Consider the following 21740-nt stretch of genomic DNA (forward strand, 5'->3'; position numbering starts at 1 on the left):
GGGCCTTTCGGGCGGGAGCGGTGACGGGTCGAGCCTACGAGAGGGCGCGAGCGTTCTCCCTGCCGGGCACGGCGCTCGGCTGGTTCGGGGTGTGCGTGGCGCATTCGGAGCAGAGCGTCTCGTCGGCGAGGGGCCGGAACAGCATGGGCTGGATGTGGCTGCCGGAGCATTCGCGTGTGCCTTCGAGGCGAGCGGAGAGTCGGCTCCCCGGCTGTGGCGGCAGGGCGAGGGGCGGTACGTCGCGGAGAAGGTAACGGACGAGGCCACCGGGCCGGTGTACGGGTGTTCCGGTGCCGGGTAGCCCGCGCAGGACGTGTTCGTGGACGTCTGCGGAGGTGTGCCCGGCGTCGAGCCAGCGGGCGGCGAGGCGAACGAGTTCGTCGCGCATTCCGTGCGGGATGTGGCGGAGGGCGGGGGAGAGGAGGGGCAGTGCGCCGACGAGGGCGCGGGCCTCTTCGCGGCAGGGGCTGCTGGGTGGGCCGTCAGAGGGCTCGGTGCTGGGCCCGACGGGCGCACCCTCACCCGCCACCGGCGGAGGGTTGGAGGTGTCTTCCTGTAGGTCTTTCTTTGGATGACGGCCGGTGTGCGGGGTTACCGGTCCACCGGCCGTCGGGGCACCGGCGACCGGTTTCCGGGGACTCGGTACGACCTGCGGGGATACGAGGTTCGCGCAGGCCAGGAGTGGGGTCCGGGCGAGGAGTTTGGTGGCCTCGTCCGAGGTCAACGGTGTGTTGGAGACGAGCTGTTGGGTGCCCCAGTGCCCTCCGCTGCCCTGGACCCTCCGCTCGTGCACGAACCCCTCTTCCTTGAGCTGCCGCTTGGCCCGGCTGAAGGCACATGCCCCGATCCGGGCACGCTCGGCGGTCTTGGAGAGCGACTCGCGAGCGCCGTGGGGAAGGGAGAGCTGCCAGGTCAGGAGCCGAACGGCGTCGGAACTGAGCCGAGGATGCCGGATGAGCTCGTGCGAGAACTGGGTGAAGGCATGAGAGGGCGCGATAACGTTGCGGTAGATCACGGTGGCTGCTTCCACTGGTGGTTCAGGCCCTCGCCGATGGGTGCAACCATCGGTGGGGGCCGTTTTGCGTGAACGTACCGTACGGAACGCGTCTGGGAAATCACGTTAAGTGAAGAACGCTCGTGTGAGTGAAGAACGGACTCATGAGTGCCGGGCAGCGGCAAGGCTTCGACGCTGTACGGGCCGACGCACGGCCGTGGATGCCCAACCAGGAGGGGACCGCCGCACATGGGCAGGACCGAGTACTACAACGACCCGAGCGCGCCCAAGGCCAACACCCTCATTCCGGCCAGCAACCTGCTGGTCGTCGATGAAACCGGCGCCATCCTGCTCCAGCGCCGCCGTGACACCGGCCAGTGGGCGCTGCCCGGAGGCGCCCAGGACATCGGCGAGACCGCTGCCGAGTGCGCGGTGCGCGAATGTCTGGAGGAGACGGGGATCGTCGCCGAGATCACCGGCTTCCTCGGCGTCTACACCAACCCGCGGCACATCGTGGCGTACACCGACGGTGAGATCCGTCAGCAGTACGAGAACACCTACATCGGCCGACCTGTGGGCGGCGAGCCCACCATCAACGACGAGGCAGACGGTGTCCGCTTCGTCCAACCGGCCGACCTGGACCAGTACGACATCCATAGGAGTATGCGCCAGCAGATCGGCGACTATCTCGCTGGCACGTACCCCTACCTCGGCTGAACGCATCCGTTCGGGGAGCGGCCCGGTGCCGACCCCCGAACGGAAGCTGACTCAGCCGTTGGTGATGGTGGAGTACGTCCATACGTCGGCAGGCATCTCGTGCTGGAGGTCCCAGACGATCCCCATCGGCTTGCTGCCCTCGTGGGACACGTACTCGGCAGGGCCAAGGAGGAGCCAGGGCTGAGGGCCGCCGATGTCGGTCTTCTTGTAGCGGCGGACGAAGAGAAGCACATGAGAGCCATCAGCTTGGTGGCTCTGATAGCGGCGGCCCGTCGCTGACGTCTCTGAAGTCCGGTTCTGGGACTCCCAGTGGAAGCGGAGCTCGTTCAGTGCGAAGTCCCGATAGCGGGTCTGGGGAGAGAAGTCCTTCTCGTCCTTCTCAAGGGTGATGAACAGAGCATCGGTACTGATCCCCTCACACCACTTCACGCCCTCCCGGAAGTGCCCGGGGAGGTCACGGTCTACGAATGCCTGCCCCAACGCAGGGAGGATTTCTTCCCGGCTGTAAGAAGCGTGGATGGTCAGCGGAAGGCTTTCGAGGGGGCCCACCAGCCTGATCGGGACGTGGTCGAGCCGCTCCAGCACGTGGGCCAAGACCTGGCGGATCTCACTTCGCACGGCAGGGTGGGGGCGGAGCGATTCCAGGCCTTCCTCGAAGCTGCTGAAGCCGCTCAGCGGCCATAGCGAGAAGTAGAGCATTCGGGCGAACGCCTGATCGCGCTCGCTCAGGAGGCCGTATCGCGGTGCGTCGTCAGCCAGCAAGTCCGAGTAGGCTCTGATCCGTTCGGGGTCATCGGCGTGCTGGAAAGCCGTCACTCGCTTCAGGAGCGCTTCTTCACCCTGGGGGCTTTCCTTGGACAGTAGGCCTGATCGACGGAGAAGTCCGGTCCACGATCCTCCGTTGCTTCGATAGATCTCCTTGAGCTCGCGACCGCTCTCCGCGAGGTAGGCGGTGAGATCGGAAACCCCGTAACGCCGGACTTCCTGTGCGAGCTGAGTGACGTTGACGCTGAGTTGATTGCGGATGTTGTCGATGATCAGTTCCTTGGCCTTCGACTCAAGGATGATCTGGCAACCGGAAGGAAGCTGAGGGAAACCTTGCTCAACGCTGGAGAGGAGGCGCTTGCGCGTCAGATTGGTCAGCGCACGGAACTGCTCCTCGAAGCGGAATTCCTTACGGTGCTGTCCGATGAAGTCCAGGACGGTGAGCACCGCCTTGGTCTCTGTGCGGCGAAGTCCACGCCCCAACTGCTGGAGGAAGACGGTGGCGCTGGAGGTCGGCCGCAGAAGGAGCAGGGTATCGACGTCTGGAATGTCTAGACCCTCGTTGAAGAGGTCAACGGAGAAGATCACTTGGATGGTTCCGGCGCTCAGATCGGCGAGCGCGGATTTACGGACTTCTTGGGGACTTTCGCTCGACAGGGCGACGGCCTTGAGGCCGGCGCGCTGGAAGTACTCGGCCATGAAGGTGGCGTGCGCGACGGAGACGCAGAATCCCAGCGCACGCATGGAGCCAGGGTCCACCACTTTGTCCTGCACGGCTCGGACGACGAGCCGCGCCCTTGCTTCGTTTCCGGTGAACAGTGAGCTGAGTGCGGTGGAATCATAGCTGCCGCGCTTCCACTCGACTGCGCTCATGTCGGTGTTGTCGGTGATGCCGAAGTAGTGGAAGGGGCTGAGTAGATCGTTCTCCAGGGCTTCCCACAAGCGCATCTCCGCAGCAATGCGTCCGTTGAAGTACTCGTCCTGAACGTTGCGGCCGTCCATCCGCTCAGGGGTCGCAGTGAGCCCCAAGAACTCCATCGGCTGAAAATGGTCGATGATCGCTCGGTAGGTCGAGGAGACGCCGTGGTGGAACTCGTCGATGACGATGACATCGAAGTGGTCGCGAGAGAGCTGGTCCAGCCGCTGCGACTTCAGCGACTGCACGCTAGCAAAGACGTGCTCCCAGGCGTTGGGTACGAGCCCGCTGTGCAATTCCTCACCGAAGTTGGCGTCCCCCAAGACGTCCTGATAGGTGCGCAGTGACTGGCGGAGGATTTCCTGTCGATGCGCAATGAAGAGGAGACGCAGACCGCGGCCATGCTGTTGCCGAAGGCGTCGATAGTCCAGCGCTGCCATCACGGTCTTGCCGGTTCCGGTTGCCGCCACCAGAAGATTGCGGTGCCGGTCGTGTACGTCCCGCTCCACCTGGAGGCGCTCCAGCATGTCCCGCTGGTGCGGATACGGTCGTACCTCCAACCCGGACAGGGTGATCCGCTGGTCCGACGCCGGGCTTTTGCCCCGCCCCGCCACTCGGAGGGCTTCGCTCAATCGTTCGGCGTCCCGCTCGGGGTCGTAGAGCTCGAAGGAGGGATCGTTCCAGTAGGCATCGAAGGTGGATTCAAACTTGCGGATCACGTCGGGAGTGGCCACGGACGACAGACGGACGTTCCATTCCAGTCCGTCGAGGAGGGCTGCCTTCGACAGATTGGAACTGCCCACGTAAGCGGTGTCGTATCCGCTGTGTCGGCGGAAGAGCCATGCCTTGGCGTGTAGCCGTGTCGACCGGATCTCGTAGTTGACCTTCACTTCCGCGCCGAATCGCTGCACGAGTCGGTCAAGTGCCTGACGTTCCGTGGCGCCGATGTAGGTCGTCGTGATGACCCGTACGGGTACGCCTCGTGCATGGGCTGCTTCAAGCGACTGCTCGATCACCCGGAGGCCGTGCCACTTGACGAAGGCGCAGAGGAGGTCCACCCGATCGGCCGTCGCAAGTTCCGCCCGCAACTCGAAGCCGAGACTCGGATCTTCCGGAGCGTTGGTGATGAGGGCGGTTTCGGTGAGTGGAGTTGCCGGGCGGATGCGGTACACGCCCTGGGATTCCTGCTCCGCGATCGCCAAGAGTTGGCGAGGGCCATCGGCAACGAGGTCGACCCACTCACGTGCGCCGTCGATGGTGCTCATCGACTGGAGGATGTCGTTGGCGGCATGAACACGTTCCGCCTCGGGCAACCCTTCCAGAATGTGACGTACCGTGTCGGACACGTGCTTTGCGAGGATCCTAGGGGCGGACTCGGGCCCAATCGCATCATCGATGGCGTGCAAGCCACGCTCGGTGAGCTCCTTGAGACGACTTTCGAGTCGAAGCGTTATCAATTGCTCATAAAGGCCAAAAATCGGTTCGCTAGAACTCGGCAGCGCACTCATCAGTTCCCTCCCTGGTCGACCTCCTTATTGGTACCAGGTGTCTCTGACGCACCTTGAGCCCCTGCCTTGCCCGATGCTCTGGCTCGGCCGACTCAACGCTCCGAGGCGTCCCGCCAGTAATCGGTGAGCATCTCGCCCGGCCACGTCGGCTGGGTGAGGGGGCCGCGCGGAAGCATCTCCTTGAACACCGCCACGAGATCGATGACCTCGGTGCCCTCGTCGGCGTCGAGGTCCGTCACGTGCAGATCGAGACCCTCCACCTTGAGCAATCTCGGGAAAGAGGTCGCGATGCGGGCCGGGCGTCGGTGGTTGTGGTGGACGAAGGTGCCGGTGGCGGGCCACGCGGGATTGTCGCGGGGGCTCCGTGCGTGGAGGGCCACATCGTCAGGAGAGCCGAGGTTGAAGAACCATGTGACCTGGAGGTGGGAGAACTCCTCGATGCCTCGGAGCGTTTCGACGGGGAATTCGGACCTCAGCCGGATGATCGACTGTACGCCGCCCTTGAAGTCGTCACGTCGTCCGAGATGACCTCCGATGACATCGGCGATGACCGGTACCTCGATGAACTGGGCTGACACGGCTGCCCCTTCCTCTTCCTCGGCGGTGCCGCCCGTGGAGCTCGGCGGCTCGGCGGCGTCAGGTTACTCGCCGCAGTACGCTCCGGGCCCGCGCGTTCACTTCCGAGGCGCCGGGGATGCCTCGGTCGCGGAAGGGGGAAAGGGCCGCACACATGGTGACGGCCGCTTCCCGGGTCCTGCCGGACTGGACGCCGTCCATGGCGTCGAGCGCCCGAGACCAGGTCCGGCAGGCCGCGTCGATGTTGCCCTGCCCCGCTTGGACCGTACCCATGTAGCCGAGGGTGACGGCATGGGTCCTACTGAAGGAGTCGGCCCTACGGCGACGGGCGCTGTCGCGGAAGTGGCGGAGGGCGCTGTCGAGGTCGCCCAGGGCCCACAAGGTGCGGGCCGTCTCGTGGGCGAGAGAGGCGTCCTGGAAGAACCAGACCCGTCGAGGTTCCGAGTCACCGGGCAGGGCCTCGCCGAGATCCGCCTCAGCCCGGTGGATCGCCGCGAGGGCCTTGTGTCGTTGGCCGTCCGCGGCCAATGCCCGTGCACGCACGATCCCGATCAGAGCGCGTTCCCGCGGGGTGGCATGGGAGTACCTGTTGCGCTCGACGGATGCGTTGGCGAGACCCAAGGCCGCCTTGGTGTGTCCCAAGTCCATCGCCTGATGGGCCATCGCCCGCAGAATGTGACCGGCGAGGGGGGCGTCGTCGGCTTCGGCGGCCAGCCTCAACGCGAGGGTGAAGTGGCGTCGTGCGGCTTCGTGTTGGGAGGCGTCGAATCCCATCCACCCCGCGACGTAGACGACTTCGGCCGCTGCCGAGTACAGCGAGCGGCGCGCCTTCTCGCCGTTGAAGATCCCGCTGAGGTATCTGGCGACATCGTCGACGATGTACTGGTGCAGGGCGGTCCGGCCGTCCACACCCCCATGCCGTTGATCACGCTGGGAGAAGAATTCCGTCATCTCGCGAATCGCCCGCACTTCGGTCTCACCGACCTTGCGGTTCGTGCCGGTCGGGCGAGAACGAGCCCGTTCCGGGGCCTCGTCCCACCAGGAGTCCTTGGGGAGGGCTAACCCTCCGACGGAGTAGGCGGCACCGGCAAGGATCCGGCGTCGTTCGCGATCCATGCTGCTTCTCCCCAGGTCGAGCAGAGTGGTCAAGGTGTCCGTGGCCCACTCGAATTCAGTGGTTCCGTTCGGGAACTTCCTCGCGAGACCGATCTCCGTGAGTGTCACGGGGCGCGTCAGGCGCCGCGACAGCGTTTCGCACAGGATGTCACCCGCTCGCCCCCGGGGCTGGGTGCCAGCGATCCACATCGCGATGTGCGAGCGCTTGACGGTGAGCAGTTCCGCGACACCTGTTTCGGCGGCCACTCGTACCAGAGCGGCTGCCACAGCTGTCTGTGACCAGCCTGTTTCCGCGATCACCAAGGCCAAGGCCTCGTTCCTGCGCGCCATGCTGCGCCCCTCTTCACAAGGGAACGATCTTTGACGGGTTTGACGGCATCGGGGCCTGGACGGGGGTGTCCGCCCGCCGCGAATCACGGTTCGCTGAGAGAACACGAAACCACCGATCAGCGACGCCGGGAGGCCGACTGATGACTTTCAGTCACGTGGGTGATGGCGATGCGTGGGGCGGGCCAACCCTCGCCCCTGCTGCCCCGAACGGGCGGGACGCGCGAGGGGAATCCCATGCCCCGCCGTCGTGGCCTCCTGCCCTAGACGCGACGGCCGGTCCTGCGGTTTCCCGTCCCACGGGGCACCCCGCGTACTTTCAGACCCTCCCGCGCGAGCCGAAGAGCGCGATGGTCGCCCGCGGGCTGGTTCGCACGGCGCTGACGCTTTGGACGCTGGAGCCTCTGATCGAGGACGCCGCTCTCGTGGTCACCGAGCTGCTTTCCAACGCGGTTGACCACGGTCGACTTCCGTGGATCCGCGTGGGCGTCGCGAGGCCCTCCCCTCATGTGGCGCGTCTCAGCGTGGCCGACCGTTCCAGAGTCGTCCCGCCCCGGAGAACGATTGGGGACGACGATCGCTTTCGGGGGAGGGGACTGTTCCTCGTCGACGCTCTCGCGCTGGAGTGGGGAGCCGATCAGTACCCGTGGGGCAAGCAAGTGTGGGCCGAGTTGGGGAAGAGCGGGGCGGCGTGAAGGGCGCGGACGGTTGCGTGGTGCGTGAGACGTGGGAGCTGTCGTTCCTCGCGGAACCACGGGAGGTCGCAGGGCTCCGCCGTGTGGTGCGACTCCATTTGAAGCTCTGGGGACTGTCCCGGCAGAGCGATGCGGCCCAGCTCTGTGTGAGCGAGCTGGTCTCTCGGGTGATTCGACAGGGAGGAGCGGGCACCCCGGCATCGCTCCGCTTTTCGATGAGCGGCACTTCATTGCGGATCGAGGTCCGGGATGCCGGGTGGCACGTGCCGCCGACGCTCACCGCACCCGCCGCTGAGATGGACACCGGTCTCGCTCTGGTGGACGGGGTCACGGACTGTTGGGGTGTTCTGTGGGAACCGGAACACAGGGTCACCTGGTGTGAGATCGCCACCGACCTCACCGCGCCCCACGGGCACAGTGGTGATGCTCGCGTCATGCGGGCGGAAGCCATGCTCTGCCTTTACGGCGCTGTCGCCCTTTCCCGACCGGGCGCGGCGAGTCGGCTGACGGTGGCCGCGACCAACCGTGCGGTGATCGAGGTGATCATCGACCTTCTCCGCTGGGTGGACGCTCATGGGTATGACGCCGACGACATCCTTGACGCGGCTCAGACGCGGTTTGAGGCCGGACGCTGAGGAGATCGAGAAGGTGACGAGGTAGGACCAGCGCGTATCCGTGATGAGAAGCCGTGATCTAGATTCTCCGCATGGGGATGCGAGATTTGCTCGGCGAGGTCACGAAAACCTATGACCGCACGGCCGGTTCGAAGCGTGACGTCGTGGGACAACAGGTGTTGAGGGGCGTCGCGAGCCGTACGGATCTCTCGCTTCCCACGGGGTTCAAGGCTAAGGGGCACGGAGGGCAGGCCAGTCCCGCGGCGACTCCATGGATCGGTGTCTTCGATGAGGGGGGAATGTGGGACCCCAAGAAGGGCCTGTACCTCGCCTACATTTTCAGCGCCGATCTGAAGAACGTGGCGCTGACCTTGCAGCAGGGGATCACCTGGTTGGAAGACCATCTGGGGAAGGGGCTCGCGCGGGAGGCACACCTCCGTCATCACGCGGCGCGACTTCGCCGGGCCGTGAGGCGTCAGGAATGCCTTGACTGGGTGGACGAACCGGCGCTCCGGGATGGCGCGACGCGTCCGAAGGCGTACGAGGCGGCCAGCGTGATCGCCAAGGTGTACGACACCGCCGCGCTTCCCAGTGACATCACGCTGATGGAAGACCTTCTGCTGGGCATCGAGTCCCTGCGGCGGGCTGAGGAGTTCGACCGCGTCTGGTGGATGAGCAATGACGCGGACGCGATCCAACTGGCCTATGACTTCAGTGGACACGTCTCCGCTCCACAAGCCGCCACCTCACCCGCCGACTTCGACCCGCTCGCTGACTTCCAGCCGAAGGACAGCGGTGAGTACAAGGTGCAGATCAGCGCTCGACAACAGATCAAGCAGCGCTTTCACGAGGATCTGATCAAGGACTTCGGCCTCTACATCGCAAAACATGGATATCAACCCATAACGCGTCGACAGCACCCCAAGGACTTGGTCCTGAAGAAGTCACAGGAGCCCGGAGCGCAGGAATCCGAGTGGTTGGTCGAGGCGAAGGTCGTGCGCAACGGAAACGCGACGACGGCGGTCCGTGAGGCGCTGGGTCAGCTCTTCGAGTACCGCCACTTCCTGTATCAAAAGGAGCCGGAACCCTTCCTCATAGGGCTGTTCTCCGAGGGGATCGGCGCCTACGTTCCGTATCTGGAAGAGCAGGGCATCGCCTCGATCTGGCGGTCCGAGGACGGATGGGACGGATCCCCCAAGGCGCGGGCCTGGGGGATGACGACCACATAGCGGCGGCCTCAGGCGGAGGAGCCCCCGTGACACCCCCCGTAAACCCCCTCGCCCCCGCACCAGCACCCCTCGCCCCAGGCCGGGGGCCATGTCGTGGCTCGGCCTCGGGCGGCGAGGGTGGTGGCGTACTGGGGGAGGAGGGCCGGGTTCGCGGGGTGGGTGGATTCCGAGGCCGCGAAGGCTTCGTAGGAGGGGACCGTGGCGCGGACGATGCCCAGGTTCGGGGTGCCCGCCTGGGCGAGTTCGCGGAGGGAGGCCTCCAGGTCGGTCAGATGGGCCGTGTACGTGGGGTATTCCGCCTCCAGCTCCGGGTAGGCCGTCAGCAGCTCGTCCAGTTCCGCTTCCGGCCAGTGGAGGACCGCCACCGGGAAGGGGCGGGAGAGGGCCGTCCGGTAGGCGCCCAGTTCGGAGCGGAGCCGGGTGATCTCCGCCTGGAGCTCCGCCGGGTCCGAGGAGCCGAGCGCCCACAGCCGCTTCGGGTCGTGCAGCTCGTCCAGCGGCACCTCCGCCGGGTGCAGCCGGTCCGCCTGGTCGTCCCAGGTGTCGTGCGGGAGCGCCAGCATCCGGCGGACCCGGTGCCGGGTCGTCAGGAGGGACCGGGTGGCGTGCGGGAGTTCGTCGGAGACGGCCAGCAGCGTCGCCGCCTCCGTCAGCGTCGACTCCGCCGCCTCCAGTTCGTCGTGGGCCTCCAGCGTCTCCGCCACGATCTCCCAGGCCGCCGCGTCCGAGGGCTTCGCCCACCGCACGCCGTCGATGATCGCGCGGGCCTCGGCCTCATGGCCGTACTCCCACAGGTTCGCCGCCTTCAGCGCCCTGATGAGCACGGGGTTCGCGGGGGACGCGGACAGCAGGTCGTCGTAGAGCACGGTGGCGCGGGGGCGGTCGCCCGCCAGCTCCAGGTGGGCAGCCGCCCGCAGGAACAGCGGCTCCCTGTCCCCGGGGTACTGCGTCGCGGTGCGCAGCAGTCGCTCGGCTTCGGTGGTGTGGGCGGCAGGCGTGTCGGGGCGCATGGTCTCCACCGTACTGCTGTGCGGGCCTGGAGAGTTGGCGCGCCGGCGCCTATCGTGCCCCGGGTGCGGGCACGGAGGGGACAGCGGGTGCCGGTGGTCGTCCAGGGACGGGGGCGGCGCCGTACCGGTGCGCGCGTGCTGTGGGTCGCCGCCGAGACCGTCGTCACCTGTGGTGTCGTCGTCCTCCTCCTCGTCGTCCATCAGCTCTGGTGGACCAATCAGGAGGCCCTCGCCGAGGCCCGTGACCAGGTGCGGGTGCTGGAGCGGCGGTGGGAGGCCCCGGGCGGGGTCCCCGGGGATCCGTCGCCGTCCGTCTCCCGGCCGGAGCCGGGGCGGCCCACCGGAGCGGGTACGGCCCCCGGGCCCGCCCCCGCCGGTTCGCCGGACACCGCCGGGCCCGGGAGCACGGGAGCCTTCGCCGTCCTCCGCATCCCCCGGCTCGGGCTCGCCGTGCCCGTCGCGCACGGCGTCTCCAGACGTTCCGTCCTCGACCGGGGGTTCGTCGGGCAGTACCCCGGCACCGCCGGTCCCGGCCGGACCGGGAACTTCGCGCTCGCCGGGCACCGCAACACCCACGGCGAGCCCTTCCGGTACGTCAACCGGCTGGTGAAGGGGGACGAGATCGCGGTACGGACCCGGGACGCCACGTACACCTACCGCGTCGACCAGATCCTGCCGCGCACCGCGCCCCGGGACGTGGGGGTCGTCCGGGCCGTGCCCCGCTCGCTCGTCCAGCCGTCCTACGGGTACACCGCCCCCGGCGCCTATCTCACCCTCACGACCTGCACCCCCGAGTTCAGCAGCGCCTACCGGCTCGTCGTCTGGGCGAAGCTGGTCTCGACCGGGTGAGTCGATACGGCGGCGGGCCCGAGCCGCTGCGGCTCCTCCTCCCGTACGTCCGTCTCGTACGTCCGTCCCGTTCGCCGCCCGCGCCGCCGTCCGTGAGCCGGTGCCGTTCCTCGTCCTGAGGCCGGGTTCTCTCTCCGTCGTTCCGGGGCCGGTCGGCGCCGAGGCGGACCTCGTGCCGTCCCAGCCGGTCAGGGACTCCCGGCCGGGCTCGGCGTCGACCTCGCCGTGAGCGTCCTCGTCGGCCCGTACGGGCCTTCCGGCCGGGCCGACCGCCGGTCCGGCGGGGAGGTCCTCGCGGGTGAGGGGTTCACCGGCGTGGCCGTCGGGACAGGCCGAGGGTGACCGCCGCGCCGGTCAGCGCGAGCGCCGCCGAGACCAGGACGGCGGTGTCGGGGCCCGTGCCCGCCGTCGCCAGGGCCAGGGTCAGGGCCACGCCCGCAGAGGAACCGATGTAGCGGGCGGTGTTGTTGGCGCCCGAGCCCATCGCCGCCCGTTCCGGCGGCACCGAGTCGACCGCGAGCCGGGGCAGGGCCGCGTTCAGGAGGCCGCTGCCCGCGCCCGCCACGAGCAGGCCCGGCAGCAGCCGGGGCCAGGACCCGGCCGGGCCGTCCAGGGCGCCGAACAGCGCGAGGACCCCCGCCGCCGACAGGACGAAGCCCAGCGCCAGTTGGTACGGGGCCGAGAGCCGGCCCGCGAGCCGACGCGCCTGGAGCGCCACCACGAACGCCGTCCCCGACCACAGCACGAACAGCCACGCGGCCCCGAGCGGTGACATCCCGGCCCCGCTCTGGAGCAGCGCGGGCACCACGCTGAACAGGCCGATCACCGCAAGGCCCGTGAACAGCGCCCCCAGCGTCGAGGCCAGGAACGCGGGCCGCCGCAGCAGCGCCAGGTCCACCATGGGCGCCCGGCTCCGGCGCTCGACCACCACGAACAGCGCGGTCAGCGCGGCGGAGGCCAGCAGCAGAAGGCCCACCTGGGGCCGCAGCCAGCCGTCCCGGCCGAGGGTGATCGCGGTCAGCAGCGCCGCGAGGGCGAGCCCGAACGCCGCCGCACCCGCGAGGTCGGGACGGGGCCGGGGGGTGGTCCTGGGGGAGGGGACGCCGCCCCCGCCCGGCGCGGGTCCCCCGCCCGGGGTGCCACCCACACCCGATCCGGACCCACCACCCGGGCCGTCGCCCACACCCGATCCGGACCCACCGGCCGGGGTGCTGCCCACACTCGGTACGGGTCCACCGCCCTGGGCACCGCCCACACCCGGTACGGGTCCACCGCCCGGGGCACCGCCCACGTCCGGTACGGACCCACCGGCCAGGCCGCCGCCCCCGCCCGGCGCGGGTCCGGTGGCCGGGGGCGCGCCCAGTGTCCTCGCGCCCACCGCCGCCGTCGCCAGGGCCGCCGCGCCGAGCACCCCGTACGCGAGCCGCCAGTCCAGCAGGCTCAGCGCGCCCGCGAGCAGCGGGCCGAGGGCGATGCCGCCGCTGACCGACGCCCCCCAGATCCCGGTCGCCCTGATCCGGTCCCGGCCCGCCGGGTAGGACTCGGCGAGGAGTCCCAGGCTGCCCGCGAGGACCGCCGCGCTCGCCGCGCCCTGGGCGATCCGGGCCGCCGTGAAGGTGACCGTGCCGCCCGCGAGGGCGCCGAGCGCGGTGGTGAGGCCGAGGGCGAGGGTGCCGAGGAGGAAGATCCGGCGGCGCCCGTGCGCGTCGGCGAGGCTGCCGGCGACCAGGAGGAGGACGGCGAGGCCCAGCGGGGTGCCGTTCAGCAGCCATGCCTGGGCCGAGGCCGGGGTCCCGAAGGCGGCGGCCATGTCGGGGAGCGTGAGCATCGGCGCGGTGTAGTTCATCAGCGCGACGGCGGTGGCCGCCGCGGTGACGGCGAGGACCCCCCGGGGGCGGGCGCCGAGGGGCGGGGCGGAGGCGGGAGCGAGGGACGCGAGTCGGGGCACGGCGGGAACCTCCACCCGTGGGTTCGGTGAACGAACTTGGTAGGTGGACTCACCGTACCAGCAAGGTTCACTCAATGAACCCGCATTGGGTAGGATGGGTCCATGGCTCTCGGCAAGGACTACGCCCACCAGCAGTGCTCCATCGCCCGCGCCCTCGAAGTCGTCGGCGAGCGCTGGACCCTCCTCGTCGTCCGCGACGCCTTCTACGGCGTGCGCCGCTACAGCGACTTCCTCGCCCACCTCGGCGTCCCCCGCGCGGTCCTCGCCGCCCGCCTCCAGGCCCTCGTCGACGCCGGGGTCCTCGAACGGCGCCGCTACCAGCAGTCGCCCCCGCGCGACGAGTACCTGCTCACCGGGCGCGGTCTCGCCCTCTGGCCCGTCCTGCGCTCGCTCGGCGCCTGGGGCCGGGCCGAGGTCCCCGGGGCCGTACCGGTGCGCCACTTCCACCACGCCGACTGCGGCACGGAACTCGGTCCGTACGGCGAGTGTCCCGTCTGCCGTGTCCCGGTGCCGCCCGCCGACGTCGAGATGCGGCCCGGTGCCGGGCTCGACCGGGACCCCGCCGACCCCGTCAGCCGCGCGTTCCTCCACCCCCGCCGCCTCCTGACCCCGCTGGAACACGCGCCCGCCTGAGATCCGAGGCGTACGGGTACGGAGGAGGCGTACGGGTACGAGTGCGGGGGCGCCGCCGGGTCGCCCGCGCCCGTCAAGGGGACGGTGTGCGAATATCGAACGGGTGAACCCGTGGTGCCCGTACGCCCGGAGGGAACTTCCGTTCCTTCCCGCGCGTCCTCATCGCGGGACCCCGTACGAAATCCACGAAGCGCGGGACCCGCACGATCCGCAGCCGGGAGGGGAGGGCAGGCCATGACCGTCAGGGACCTCTTCCCGCGCGTCGTCGCACCGCTGTTCTTCCTCCTCGCCCTCGCGGACCTCCTGCTCTCCGACGGCGCGAGCGTCTCCGCCGCCGTCGCCCTCGCCGCGACCACCGTCGTCTGCTCCCTCTTCGGAGCGCGTACGGCCCTCGCCGTACCGACCACCGCCGTCCGCACCGCCATCCGCGACCGCGAGCTGCGCACCGCCTTCCTGCCCCAGCGCGACCCCGACGCGGCCGGACGCCGCAGACCCCGCGCTCCCGGCCGTCTCCTCCCGACGGCCGCGTAGGGAGCCCCCGCACCACACCGCACCACCTCCGACCGGGCCCCGCGCGGATCCGTCATGCCGAGAACCCCTTTTCTCCCCGGCACGACGAGACCCCACGGAGGGCTCCCCCTTGTCCGTCTTCGCTTCCCTGGTCGAGTGGCTCGCCGACCTGCTCCAGCCGCTGTTCGCCGGTACCGCGACGGCCGCCGCGATCATCCTCTTCACCGCGCTGGTCCGGCTCGCGGTCCACCCGCTGTCCCGGGCCTCCGCCCGGGGGCAGAAGGCCCGCACCCGGATCGCGCCCCAGCTCGCCGCGCTCCGCAAGAAGCACGCCAAGAACCCCGAACGCCTGCGGAAGGAGGTCACCGCGCTCCACGCGCGCGAGAAGGTCTCGCCCTTCGCCGGAATCCTCCCGAGCCTGCTCCAGGCACCCGCCTTCTTCCTCATGTACCACCTGTTCTCCGGCGGCCGGATGACCGGGCACGCGCTCTTCGGCGCGCCGCTCGGGAACCACTGGGCCGACGCCCTCGCGGACGGCGGGCTCCTCGGCCCCGCCGGGCGGGTCTACCTGGTCCTGTTCGCGCTGGTCGCCGCCGTCGCCACCTTCACGTACCGGCGCACCAGGCGGCAGCTCGCCGCCCAGCCCCTCGACCTGGGCGAGCAGGCCCCGGGCATGGGGGCCCTCGCCAAGGTCATGCCGCTGCTCTCCTTCTTCACCCTCGTCACGGTCGCCGTCGTCCCGCTCGCCGCCGCCCTCTACGTCGTCACCAGCACCACCTGGACCGCCGTCGAGCGGTCCCTGCTCTTCCGGGACCAGGAGGACCGGGGGAAGCGGCCGGAGAAGGGCGTCGCCGCCGTCGCTACTCGCGCGTAAGGGTCCACGGGCTGAACGGGGTCTTGCCGCGTGACCCGTTCTCTTGGAGGATCGACCAATCCTCCGATGGCCGCACTCCATCGGCCGGGGCACCTCGGGGCCCTTCCCGGGCCCACCTCGACCACAGGGAGAAGTCCATGAAGCTGCTGCGTGTCGGCCCGCCGGGGGCCGAGCGGCCCGCCCTGCTCGACCAGGGCGGGACCCTCCGCGACCTGTCCGCGCTGGTCGACGACGTCGACGGCGGTCTGCTCGGCGACGCCTTCGCGCTCGACCGGGTCCGGGCCGCCGCCGGGTCCGGGGTCCTGCCCCCGCTCGACGCCACCGGACTGCGCGTCGGCCCGCCCGTGGGCCGGATCGGCAAGGTCGTGTGCATCGGACTGAACTACCACGGCCACGCGGCCGAGGTGGGCGCCGCGGTCCCGGCGGAGCCCGTCGTCTTCCTCAAGGCCTCCGACACCGTCGTCGGCCCCGACGACACCGTGCTCGTGCCGCGCGGCTCGGTGAAGACGGACTGGGAGGTCGAGCTGGCGATCGTCATCGGCCGCACCGCCCGCTACCTGGAGACCGACGAGGAGGCCCTCGCGCACATCGCCGGGTACGCCGTCGCCCACGACGTCTCCGAGCGCGAGTTCCAGATCGAGCGCGGCGGCACCTGGGACAAGGGCAAGAACTGCGAGACCTTCAACCCGCTCGGGCCCTGGCTGGTCACCGCCGACGAGGTGCCGGACCCGCAGGCCCTCGGCCTGCGCCTCTGGGTCAACGGCGAGCTGAGGCAGGACGGGCACACCTCGGACCAGATCTTCCCGGTCGCCGAGGTCGTGCGGTACGTCAGCCGGTTCATGACCCTCTACCCGGGCGACGTCATCAACACCGGCACGCCCGCCGGGGTCGCCATGGGGCAGCCCGACCCCAAGCCGTACCTGCGCGCCGGTGACGTCGTCGAGCTGGAGATCGACGGACTCGGACGGCAGCGGCAGGAACTCAAGGGAGCCTGACGGGGGCCGGACCCGGCGGTCGGCCGGACGAGGATCCTCGGCGAAATCGGCGGCGCCCCCGCGTGGGGCGTCGCCTTTTTCATACCCTTTTTTGCATATTGCCGGATATGGAACGAAACGCGCATGAGCAACGACGTGACCTGCGCCGCCTCGCGGTCATCGCCGCGTCCACGGTCGGGGCGACCGCCCTGGTCGGGGCGCTGGCCGTGACCGGCTGGGCCGAGCCGTTGCCGGGCGGCCTCGGTCCCTGCAAGCCGGGCAACTGCCCCGCCACGTACCCGGATCTCGGCAGCGGGCCGGTCCGGTACCGCGACAACAACATCAACGTCTTCGTCGGTGGTGACTTCCGCGTCCGCGAGGGGGCGGCCGAGGCCGAGGGCAAGGTCGTGGTCCTCGGCGGCTTCGACATGAACAAGCGGGCGGGCGCCTCCAGCGTCTACAACGTCGGCGTCGCGGGCGTCGGCTCCCGCGTCCCCCCGGACGACGGCACCGACTTCCTCACCGTCGGCAAGGACCTCGCGGTGGCCGCCGGCCAGCGGCTGCTCGCCGAGGAGGGCACGATCAGCGGCGTCGTACGGTACGGGGGAACGCTCTCCGGCACGGTGATCCCCACCCCGGTGAACGACTCCGGGGCGGCGGACCCGTACACCGCGCTGCGCGGTCAGCTCACCGAGGCGAGCCAGTGCTACGCGTACGTGAACGGGGCCTCCCGCACCCCCACCGGCACCGCCGTCAACAAGGGAGGCGAGACCCTCTTCACGGGTGACGGCGCCTCGAAGCTCCAGGTCTTCACCGTCGACTTCGACCTCCAGTCCGCGAACGGCGGCCAGCAGGGCATCCGGTTCACCGGCATCCCCGCCGACGCGACCGTCCTGGTCAACCTCCTCGGCGCGAGCCGTACCGTCGACTCGTACATCGACCAGCTGCCGAACGGTCTGCGCGAGCGGGTCCTGTGGAACTTCCCGGACGCCACGACGGTGAAGTTCGAGGGCACCGCCCAGTTCGCGGGCAGCGTGCTGATCGGCGACCAGGCCAGCACGGCGACGGTCACGATGCCGGGCATGAACGGCCGCTTCTTCACCACCGGCGCCCTGACGCACGCCTCGGAGCAGGGCGGCGGCGGGGGACAGGAGTTCCACGCCTACCCGTTCGACGGCGATCTGCCCGACTGCACGGAGCCGACTCCGACCCCGACCCCCACGCCGACCCCGACTCCCACTCCCACGGAACCGACCCCCACCCCCACGGGGCCCACGCCCACGCCGACCGAGCCGACCCCCACCCCCACCGAGCCCACCCCGGCGGGACCCACTCCCACCCCCACGGACGCGACCGACGGCGGTACGGCGGACGGCGGGACCGACGGCGGCTCCGGCGACAACGGCGGTGACGGCGGCTACGGGGACTCCGGCGGCGGCCACCACGGTCCGGGCGGCCACCTCCCCGACACCGGCGCGGGCACCGGGGAGATCGTGATGGGCGTCACCGCCGTCGCCCTCGCCCTTGGCGGCGGCGCGCTCGTGATCGTCAGCCGCAAGCGGCGACGGACGAACTGAGCGGAGGAGGAAGGGCGTTCACAGCCTCACCGTGACGCCCTCGCGGGCCGAACGGCGGGCCGCCGCCAGGACGTCGAGGGCCGCCGCCGCCTCGTGCGCCGTCACCGGGTTCTCCCCGGTGCCGCGCAGGGCGGCGGCGACGGCCGCGTAGTACGCCGGGTAGTCGCCCGGCAGCGAGGCCACCGGCGTCCCGCCGCCGGTCAGCGGCGACTCGCCCGCGCCGAGCCTGCCCCACAGCTCCTCCGGCTCCTCGCCCCAGGCGCCCCCCGGCACCGGCCGCAGCCCCTCGCGCAGCGCCGCCTCCTGCGGATCGAGCCCGTACTTCACGAAACCCGCGTCCCGCCCGAGCACCCGGAAACGGGGGCCGAGCTGGGCGGCGGTGGCACTCACGTACAGATGGGAGCGGACCCCGTTCGCATGGGTCAGCGCCAGGAAGGTGTCGTCGTCGGCCTCCGCGCCCGGCCTGCGCACGTCCGACTCGGCGTACACCGCCACCACCGGCCCGAACAGCACCAGCGCCTGGTCCACGACATGGCTCCCCAGGTCGTACAGCAGACCGCCGATCTCCTCCGGCGCGCCCGACTCGCGCCAGCCGCCCTTGGGGCGCGGACGCCAGCGCTCGAAGCGCGACTCGAAGCGCTGGACCTCGCCGAGCGCGCCCTCGGCGAGGAGCCGGCGCAGGGTGCGGAAGTCGTTGTCCCAGCGGCGGTTCTGGAAGACGGAGAGCAGCAGACCCCGCTCCTCGGCGAGCGCGGCCAGGGCGCGGGCCCCGGCGGCCGTCCCGGCGAGCGGCTTGTCCACGACGACGGGCAGCCCGGCCTCCAGCGCGGCGGTGGCGACGGCGACGTGCGTCCTGTTCGGGGAGGCCACGACGACCAGGTCGAGCCCGTCCGGCCCGTCCGCCCACAGCTCCTCGGGGGAGGCGGCGACCCGGACGCCCGGATGGGCGGCCCGCGCCCCGGCGGCCCGCTCCGGGTCACGGGTGGTGACGGCGGCGAGTGTCAGGTCCTCGGAGGCGGCGATCAGCGGGGCGTGGAAGACCGAGCCCGCGAGGCCGTAGCCGACGAGCCCGACGCGCAGGGGGGTACGGGGGGCGGCGCTGCCGGTGGGGTCCGTGCCAGTCATGCCCCTCACTTAAGCAACGGTGTTGCCTAAGTGCAAGCGGCGGCGACAATGGACCGGTGAAGACGGACCTCGGCGGAGTGAACGTACCGGCGCTGCGCAGCCACAACACGGCGCTCGTCCTCGACCTGCTGCGCACGGCGGGCGAGACCGGCATCAGCCGCCTCGGACTCGCCGGGCGCACCGGCCTCACCCCCCAGGCGGTCAGCAAGATCACCGCCCGGCTGCGCGCCGAGGGCCTGGCCGCCGAGGCGGGGCGCCGCGCCTCGACCGGCGGCAAGCCCCGGACGGTCCTGCGGCTCGTCCCCTCCGCCGGGCACGCCGTCGGCGCCCACCTCGACCGCGACGAGCTGACCGTCCTCCTGGTGGACCTCGCGGGCACGCCCGTGGCCCTGCGCCGGAGCGCCCTGGACCTGGGCGCGGGCCCGGGACCCGTCCTCGACGCGGTGACGGACGAGGTCCTGCGGCTGCTTGCCGATGCCCCCGGGCCCGTCCTCGGCATGGGCGCGGCCATGCCGGGGCCCCTGGACCACCGCGCGGGCGTGCCGGGCCGCGTCACCGGCTTCCCGCGCTGGGCGGGCCACCCCGTCCGCGCCGAACTGGCCCGCCGCACCGGGCTGCCCGTCGCCCTCGACAAGGACACCAACGCCGCCGCCCTCGGCCTCGCCCTGCGCCCCGCCGCCCCCGGCTCCTTCGCCTACGTCCACCTCGGTACGGGGCTGGGCGCGGGACTCGTCCTCGGCGGGGCTCCGCTGCGCGGGGACCGGACGGGCGCGGGCGAACTCGGTCACCAGACCGTGCTGCTCGACGGGCCCCCGTGCGCCTGCGGCGGGCGCGGCTGTCTGGAGGTCCTGTGTCTGGCGGCGGTCGCGCGCGGCGACCTGGCGGGGGCCGCGCGGCTCCTCGGCACCGGCGCCGCGAACCTCGTCCGGCTCCTCGACATCGACCGGGTCCTCCTGGGCGGCCGGGTGGCGCTGGCCGCGCCGGAGGTGTTCGCCGACGGGGTGCGGGAGGTCCTGGCCGGGCTGGGCCTGCCGACCCCGGTCGAGGTGGCGACCGGCCGGGACGCGGTGGCCGAGGGAGCCGCCTGGCTCCCCCTGACCTCCGTCTTCGGCACCCGCGCGGGCCGGGTGTCGACGGAGGGCTGAGGGAACCAGGCGGGGGCGGGACCTCCGGTCTTCCCGCGCCCTCCGGTCCTCTCCGCGCCCTCCGGTCTTCTGTGCCCTCCCGCCATCCGGTGCCGTGCCGGTCCCGGGCGGGGTCGGCACGGCACCGGTGGGTGCGGGAGTGGGGGGCGGCCGGAACGGTCAGCGGCCGGGGATCAGAAGAGGGGCCCGGGAGAACGGGGCCCGGAGGAACGGGGCCCGGGAGAAGGGGATCAGAAGAAGCGGCGGACGAAGACGTCCGACGTGCCGTTGGTGTCCCCGGGGACGATGCCGTCGGCCGCCGACTGGAAGACGACGTCGCGTCCGTCGGCGCTGACCGCGTCGGTCTCCGCCGTGGCGGGCTGGTCGGAGACGGTCTCGTCGGTGCCCGTCCGGAGGTCGCGCAGGACGAGCGACGGTCCGCCCGTGCCGTTCGGGGTGTACAGCAGATAGCGGCCGGTGGGGTCGATGGCCACGCCCTTCACGTTCGGCACCAGTTGGGCGCTGCCCGAGCCGACGTCGTGGACGTAGGTGTCGGAGCCCGAGAGGTAGACGACCTTGGTGCCGTTGTCGCTGAGCTGGACGAGCGACACGCTCTTGGACGGGCCTTCGAGCGGGGCGGAGGAGGTGCCCGTGGTGCGGTCCCAGAGGTACACGTCCTCCTTCTGGTACCCGAGGTCCTGGTAGGCCACGTAGCGGCCGTCGCCGCTGACGGACGGCCGGGCCGGAGCGAGGCTGCCGCTGGTGGCGATGGTCACCGAGCCGCCGGTGCGGTCCGCGACCACGACCTTCCGGGACAGTCCCGGCTGGACCAGGAGGCTGTAGGCGAGATAGCGGCCGTCCGCGCTCAGCGACGGCTCGTTGCAGCGGGAGCAGTTGGCGGAAAATGCGCCCAGGTCCAGCGAACGCTGCTGGATCCGCTGGGCGGTCATCCCCTGCGGCGGAACGGTGGCGGCGACCTGCCTCCCGTCCCCGCTGATCGCCGGGGTCCAGCCCTCGATCATGGGCTCGGTCCTGGTCAGCCCCGTCCGCCGGTCGAGGACGTACACCTCGTTGCCGCCCTGCGGCGGGCCGTTCTTCAGCGAGGTGAAGACGACGCTGCGACCGTCGGGCGTGATCGAGGCGGCGCCGTAGCCCTCGTCGGTCGCGACGCTGATCCTCTCGACACCGGCACCGGCAGCGCCGACACCGGCGCCGTCTAACGCGACCGTCGGTCCGGCTGTGACGGCTGTCGCGGCCGTGACCGCGCAGACCACGAACGCTGTGCCCAGGACGGCTCTCGCGCGTCTGGAAGTGCTCCGGTTCGGGTCTCTCCTCATGTTTTCCTCCCAGGTGTGGTTCCTCCTCCGGTCCGTACCGAAGGAGGCCACAGGGATGCAACCCGTGATAGCCCTATGAGGTCAATGGGTCACATGCAGTAGTGCGGAACACTGCTTCGGCCGTGCCGAGAGTGGTCAGCCCCGCCCCTTGCGGTTCCGTCCACCTCTCGCTTCCCTCTCCTCCCGTCCCCTCCGGGCTCCCCGCACCAGAGGGCGTGCGATCAGCCGACCTTCGTACCATCCGCTGATCGGACCGCCCGTCCCGCTCGTCCGAGGGACCCCGCCGGTGCCGTCGCCCCTCCCGCCCCCGCCGCCGTGGCAG

Annotated in this window: 18 protein-coding genes; 10 read left to right on the top strand and 8 right to left on the bottom strand. The window is 70.7% G+C overall.

Features of this window, described 5'->3' with window-relative positions; all coding sequences use genetic code 11:
- Window positions 1-34: 34 nt before the first annotated feature.
- Window positions 35-1015, bottom strand: a complete 981-nt coding sequence (locus tag ACFXGN_RS21620) for a hypothetical protein (RefSeq protein WP_384861523.1) — start codon at window positions 1013-1015, stop codon at window positions 35-37.
- A gap of 228 nt (window positions 1016-1243) precedes the next feature.
- Here ACFXGN_RS21620 and ACFXGN_RS21625 point away from each other — a divergent pair, with 228 nt between their 5' ends.
- Complete coding sequence (locus tag ACFXGN_RS21625) at window positions 1244-1711, top strand: NUDIX hydrolase (RefSeq protein ID WP_384861525.1); 468 nt, start codon at window positions 1244-1246, stop codon at window positions 1709-1711.
- Window positions 1712-1762: 51 nt separating this feature from the next.
- On the opposite strand, the gene ACFXGN_RS21630 is transcribed toward ACFXGN_RS21625, so the two are convergent.
- The 3 genes from ACFXGN_RS21630 to ACFXGN_RS21640 form a co-directional block, all read right to left on the bottom strand.
- The gene (locus tag ACFXGN_RS21630; protein ID WP_384861527.1) at window positions 1763-4900 is read right to left on the bottom strand and encodes a DUF3427 domain-containing protein; all 3138 of its coding nucleotides are present in this window, start codon (window positions 4898-4900) and stop codon (window positions 1763-1765) included.
- 92 nt (window positions 4901-4992) lie between these two features.
- Window positions 4993-5478, bottom strand: a complete 486-nt coding sequence (locus tag ACFXGN_RS21635; protein WP_384861530.1) for a TrmO family methyltransferase — start codon at window positions 5476-5478, stop codon at window positions 4993-4995.
- 58 nt (window positions 5479-5536) lie between these two features.
- Window positions 5537-6922 (bottom strand): Tat pathway signal protein, encoded by a 1386-nt coding sequence (locus ACFXGN_RS21640; RefSeq protein ID WP_384861533.1) that lies wholly within the window; start codon window positions 6920-6922, stop codon window positions 5537-5539.
- A 688-nt stretch (window positions 6923-7610) separates the two neighbouring features.
- Between ACFXGN_RS21640 and ACFXGN_RS21645 the strand changes: the two genes are divergently transcribed.
- Window positions 7611-8249 (top strand): ATP-binding protein, encoded by a 639-nt coding sequence (locus ACFXGN_RS21645; protein WP_384861536.1) that lies wholly within the window; start codon window positions 7611-7613, stop codon window positions 8247-8249.
- Between the two features lie 71 nt (window positions 8250-8320).
- A complete protein-coding gene (locus ACFXGN_RS21650) occupies window positions 8321-9457 on the top strand; it encodes an MrcB family domain-containing protein (RefSeq protein ID WP_384861539.1) in 1137 nt (378 codons plus the stop codon).
- A gap of 8 nt (window positions 9458-9465) precedes the next feature.
- On the opposite strand, the gene ACFXGN_RS21655 is transcribed toward ACFXGN_RS21650, so the two are convergent.
- The gene (locus ACFXGN_RS21655; protein WP_384861542.1) at window positions 9466-10467 is read right to left on the bottom strand and encodes a hypothetical protein; all 1002 of its coding nucleotides are present in this window, start codon (window positions 10465-10467) and stop codon (window positions 9466-9468) included.
- A 63-nt stretch (window positions 10468-10530) separates the two neighbouring features.
- Between ACFXGN_RS21655 and ACFXGN_RS21660 the strand changes: the two genes are divergently transcribed.
- On the top strand, window positions 10531-11316 hold the full coding sequence (locus ACFXGN_RS21660) for a class E sortase (RefSeq protein WP_384861545.1): 786 nt from the start codon (window positions 10531-10533) through the stop codon (window positions 11314-11316).
- Between the two features lie 307 nt (window positions 11317-11623).
- On the opposite strand, the gene ACFXGN_RS21665 is transcribed toward ACFXGN_RS21660, so the two are convergent.
- Window positions 11624-13264, bottom strand: a complete 1641-nt coding sequence (locus tag ACFXGN_RS21665; RefSeq protein WP_384861547.1) for an MFS transporter — start codon at window positions 13262-13264, stop codon at window positions 11624-11626.
- Window positions 13265-13366: 102 nt separating this feature from the next.
- On the opposite strand from ACFXGN_RS21665, the gene ACFXGN_RS21670 reads away from it, so the two are divergent.
- The 5 genes from ACFXGN_RS21670 to ACFXGN_RS21690 all read left to right on the top strand — a co-directional run bounded on the left by ACFXGN_RS21670 (window position 13367) and on the right by ACFXGN_RS21690 (window position 17832).
- On the top strand, window positions 13367-13897 hold the full coding sequence (locus ACFXGN_RS21670; RefSeq protein ID WP_384861549.1) for a winged helix-turn-helix transcriptional regulator: 531 nt from the start codon (window positions 13367-13369) through the stop codon (window positions 13895-13897).
- 234 nt (window positions 13898-14131) lie between these two features.
- Window positions 14132-14428, top strand: coding sequence for a DUF6412 domain-containing protein (locus tag ACFXGN_RS21675; RefSeq protein ID WP_384861551.1), 297 nt, complete (start codon window positions 14132-14134; stop codon window positions 14426-14428).
- A gap of 109 nt (window positions 14429-14537) precedes the next feature.
- On the top strand, window positions 14538-15281 hold the full coding sequence (locus tag ACFXGN_RS21680) for a YidC/Oxa1 family membrane protein insertase (protein WP_384861555.1): 744 nt from the start codon (window positions 14538-14540) through the stop codon (window positions 15279-15281).
- Window positions 15282-15418: 137 nt separating this feature from the next.
- Entirely contained in the window at window positions 15419-16276 is an 858-nt protein-coding gene (locus ACFXGN_RS21685) for a fumarylacetoacetate hydrolase family protein (RefSeq protein WP_384861557.1), read from the top strand.
- A gap of 107 nt (window positions 16277-16383) precedes the next feature.
- Entirely contained in the window at window positions 16384-17832 is a 1449-nt protein-coding gene (locus ACFXGN_RS21690; protein ID WP_384861560.1) for a choice-of-anchor A family protein, read from the top strand.
- Between the two features lie 18 nt (window positions 17833-17850).
- On the opposite strand, the gene ACFXGN_RS21695 is transcribed toward ACFXGN_RS21690, so the two are convergent.
- A complete protein-coding gene (locus tag ACFXGN_RS21695; RefSeq protein WP_384861562.1) occupies window positions 17851-18957 on the bottom strand; it encodes a Gfo/Idh/MocA family oxidoreductase in 1107 nt (368 codons plus the stop codon).
- 56 nt (window positions 18958-19013) lie between these two features.
- On the opposite strand from ACFXGN_RS21695, the gene ACFXGN_RS21700 reads away from it, so the two are divergent.
- Entirely contained in the window at window positions 19014-20102 is a 1089-nt protein-coding gene (locus ACFXGN_RS21700) for an ROK family protein (RefSeq protein WP_384861564.1), read from the top strand.
- Window positions 20103-20332: 230 nt separating this feature from the next.
- On the opposite strand, the gene ACFXGN_RS21705 is transcribed toward ACFXGN_RS21700, so the two are convergent.
- A complete protein-coding gene (locus ACFXGN_RS21705) occupies window positions 20333-21418 on the bottom strand; it encodes a TolB family protein (RefSeq protein ID WP_384861567.1) in 1086 nt (361 codons plus the stop codon).
- Window positions 21419-21740: the final 322 nt, after the last annotated feature.

The organism is Streptomyces sp. NPDC059247, from assembly GCF_042754005.1.
Classification (GTDB): domain Bacteria; phylum Actinomycetota; class Actinomycetes; order Streptomycetales; family Streptomycetaceae; genus Streptomyces.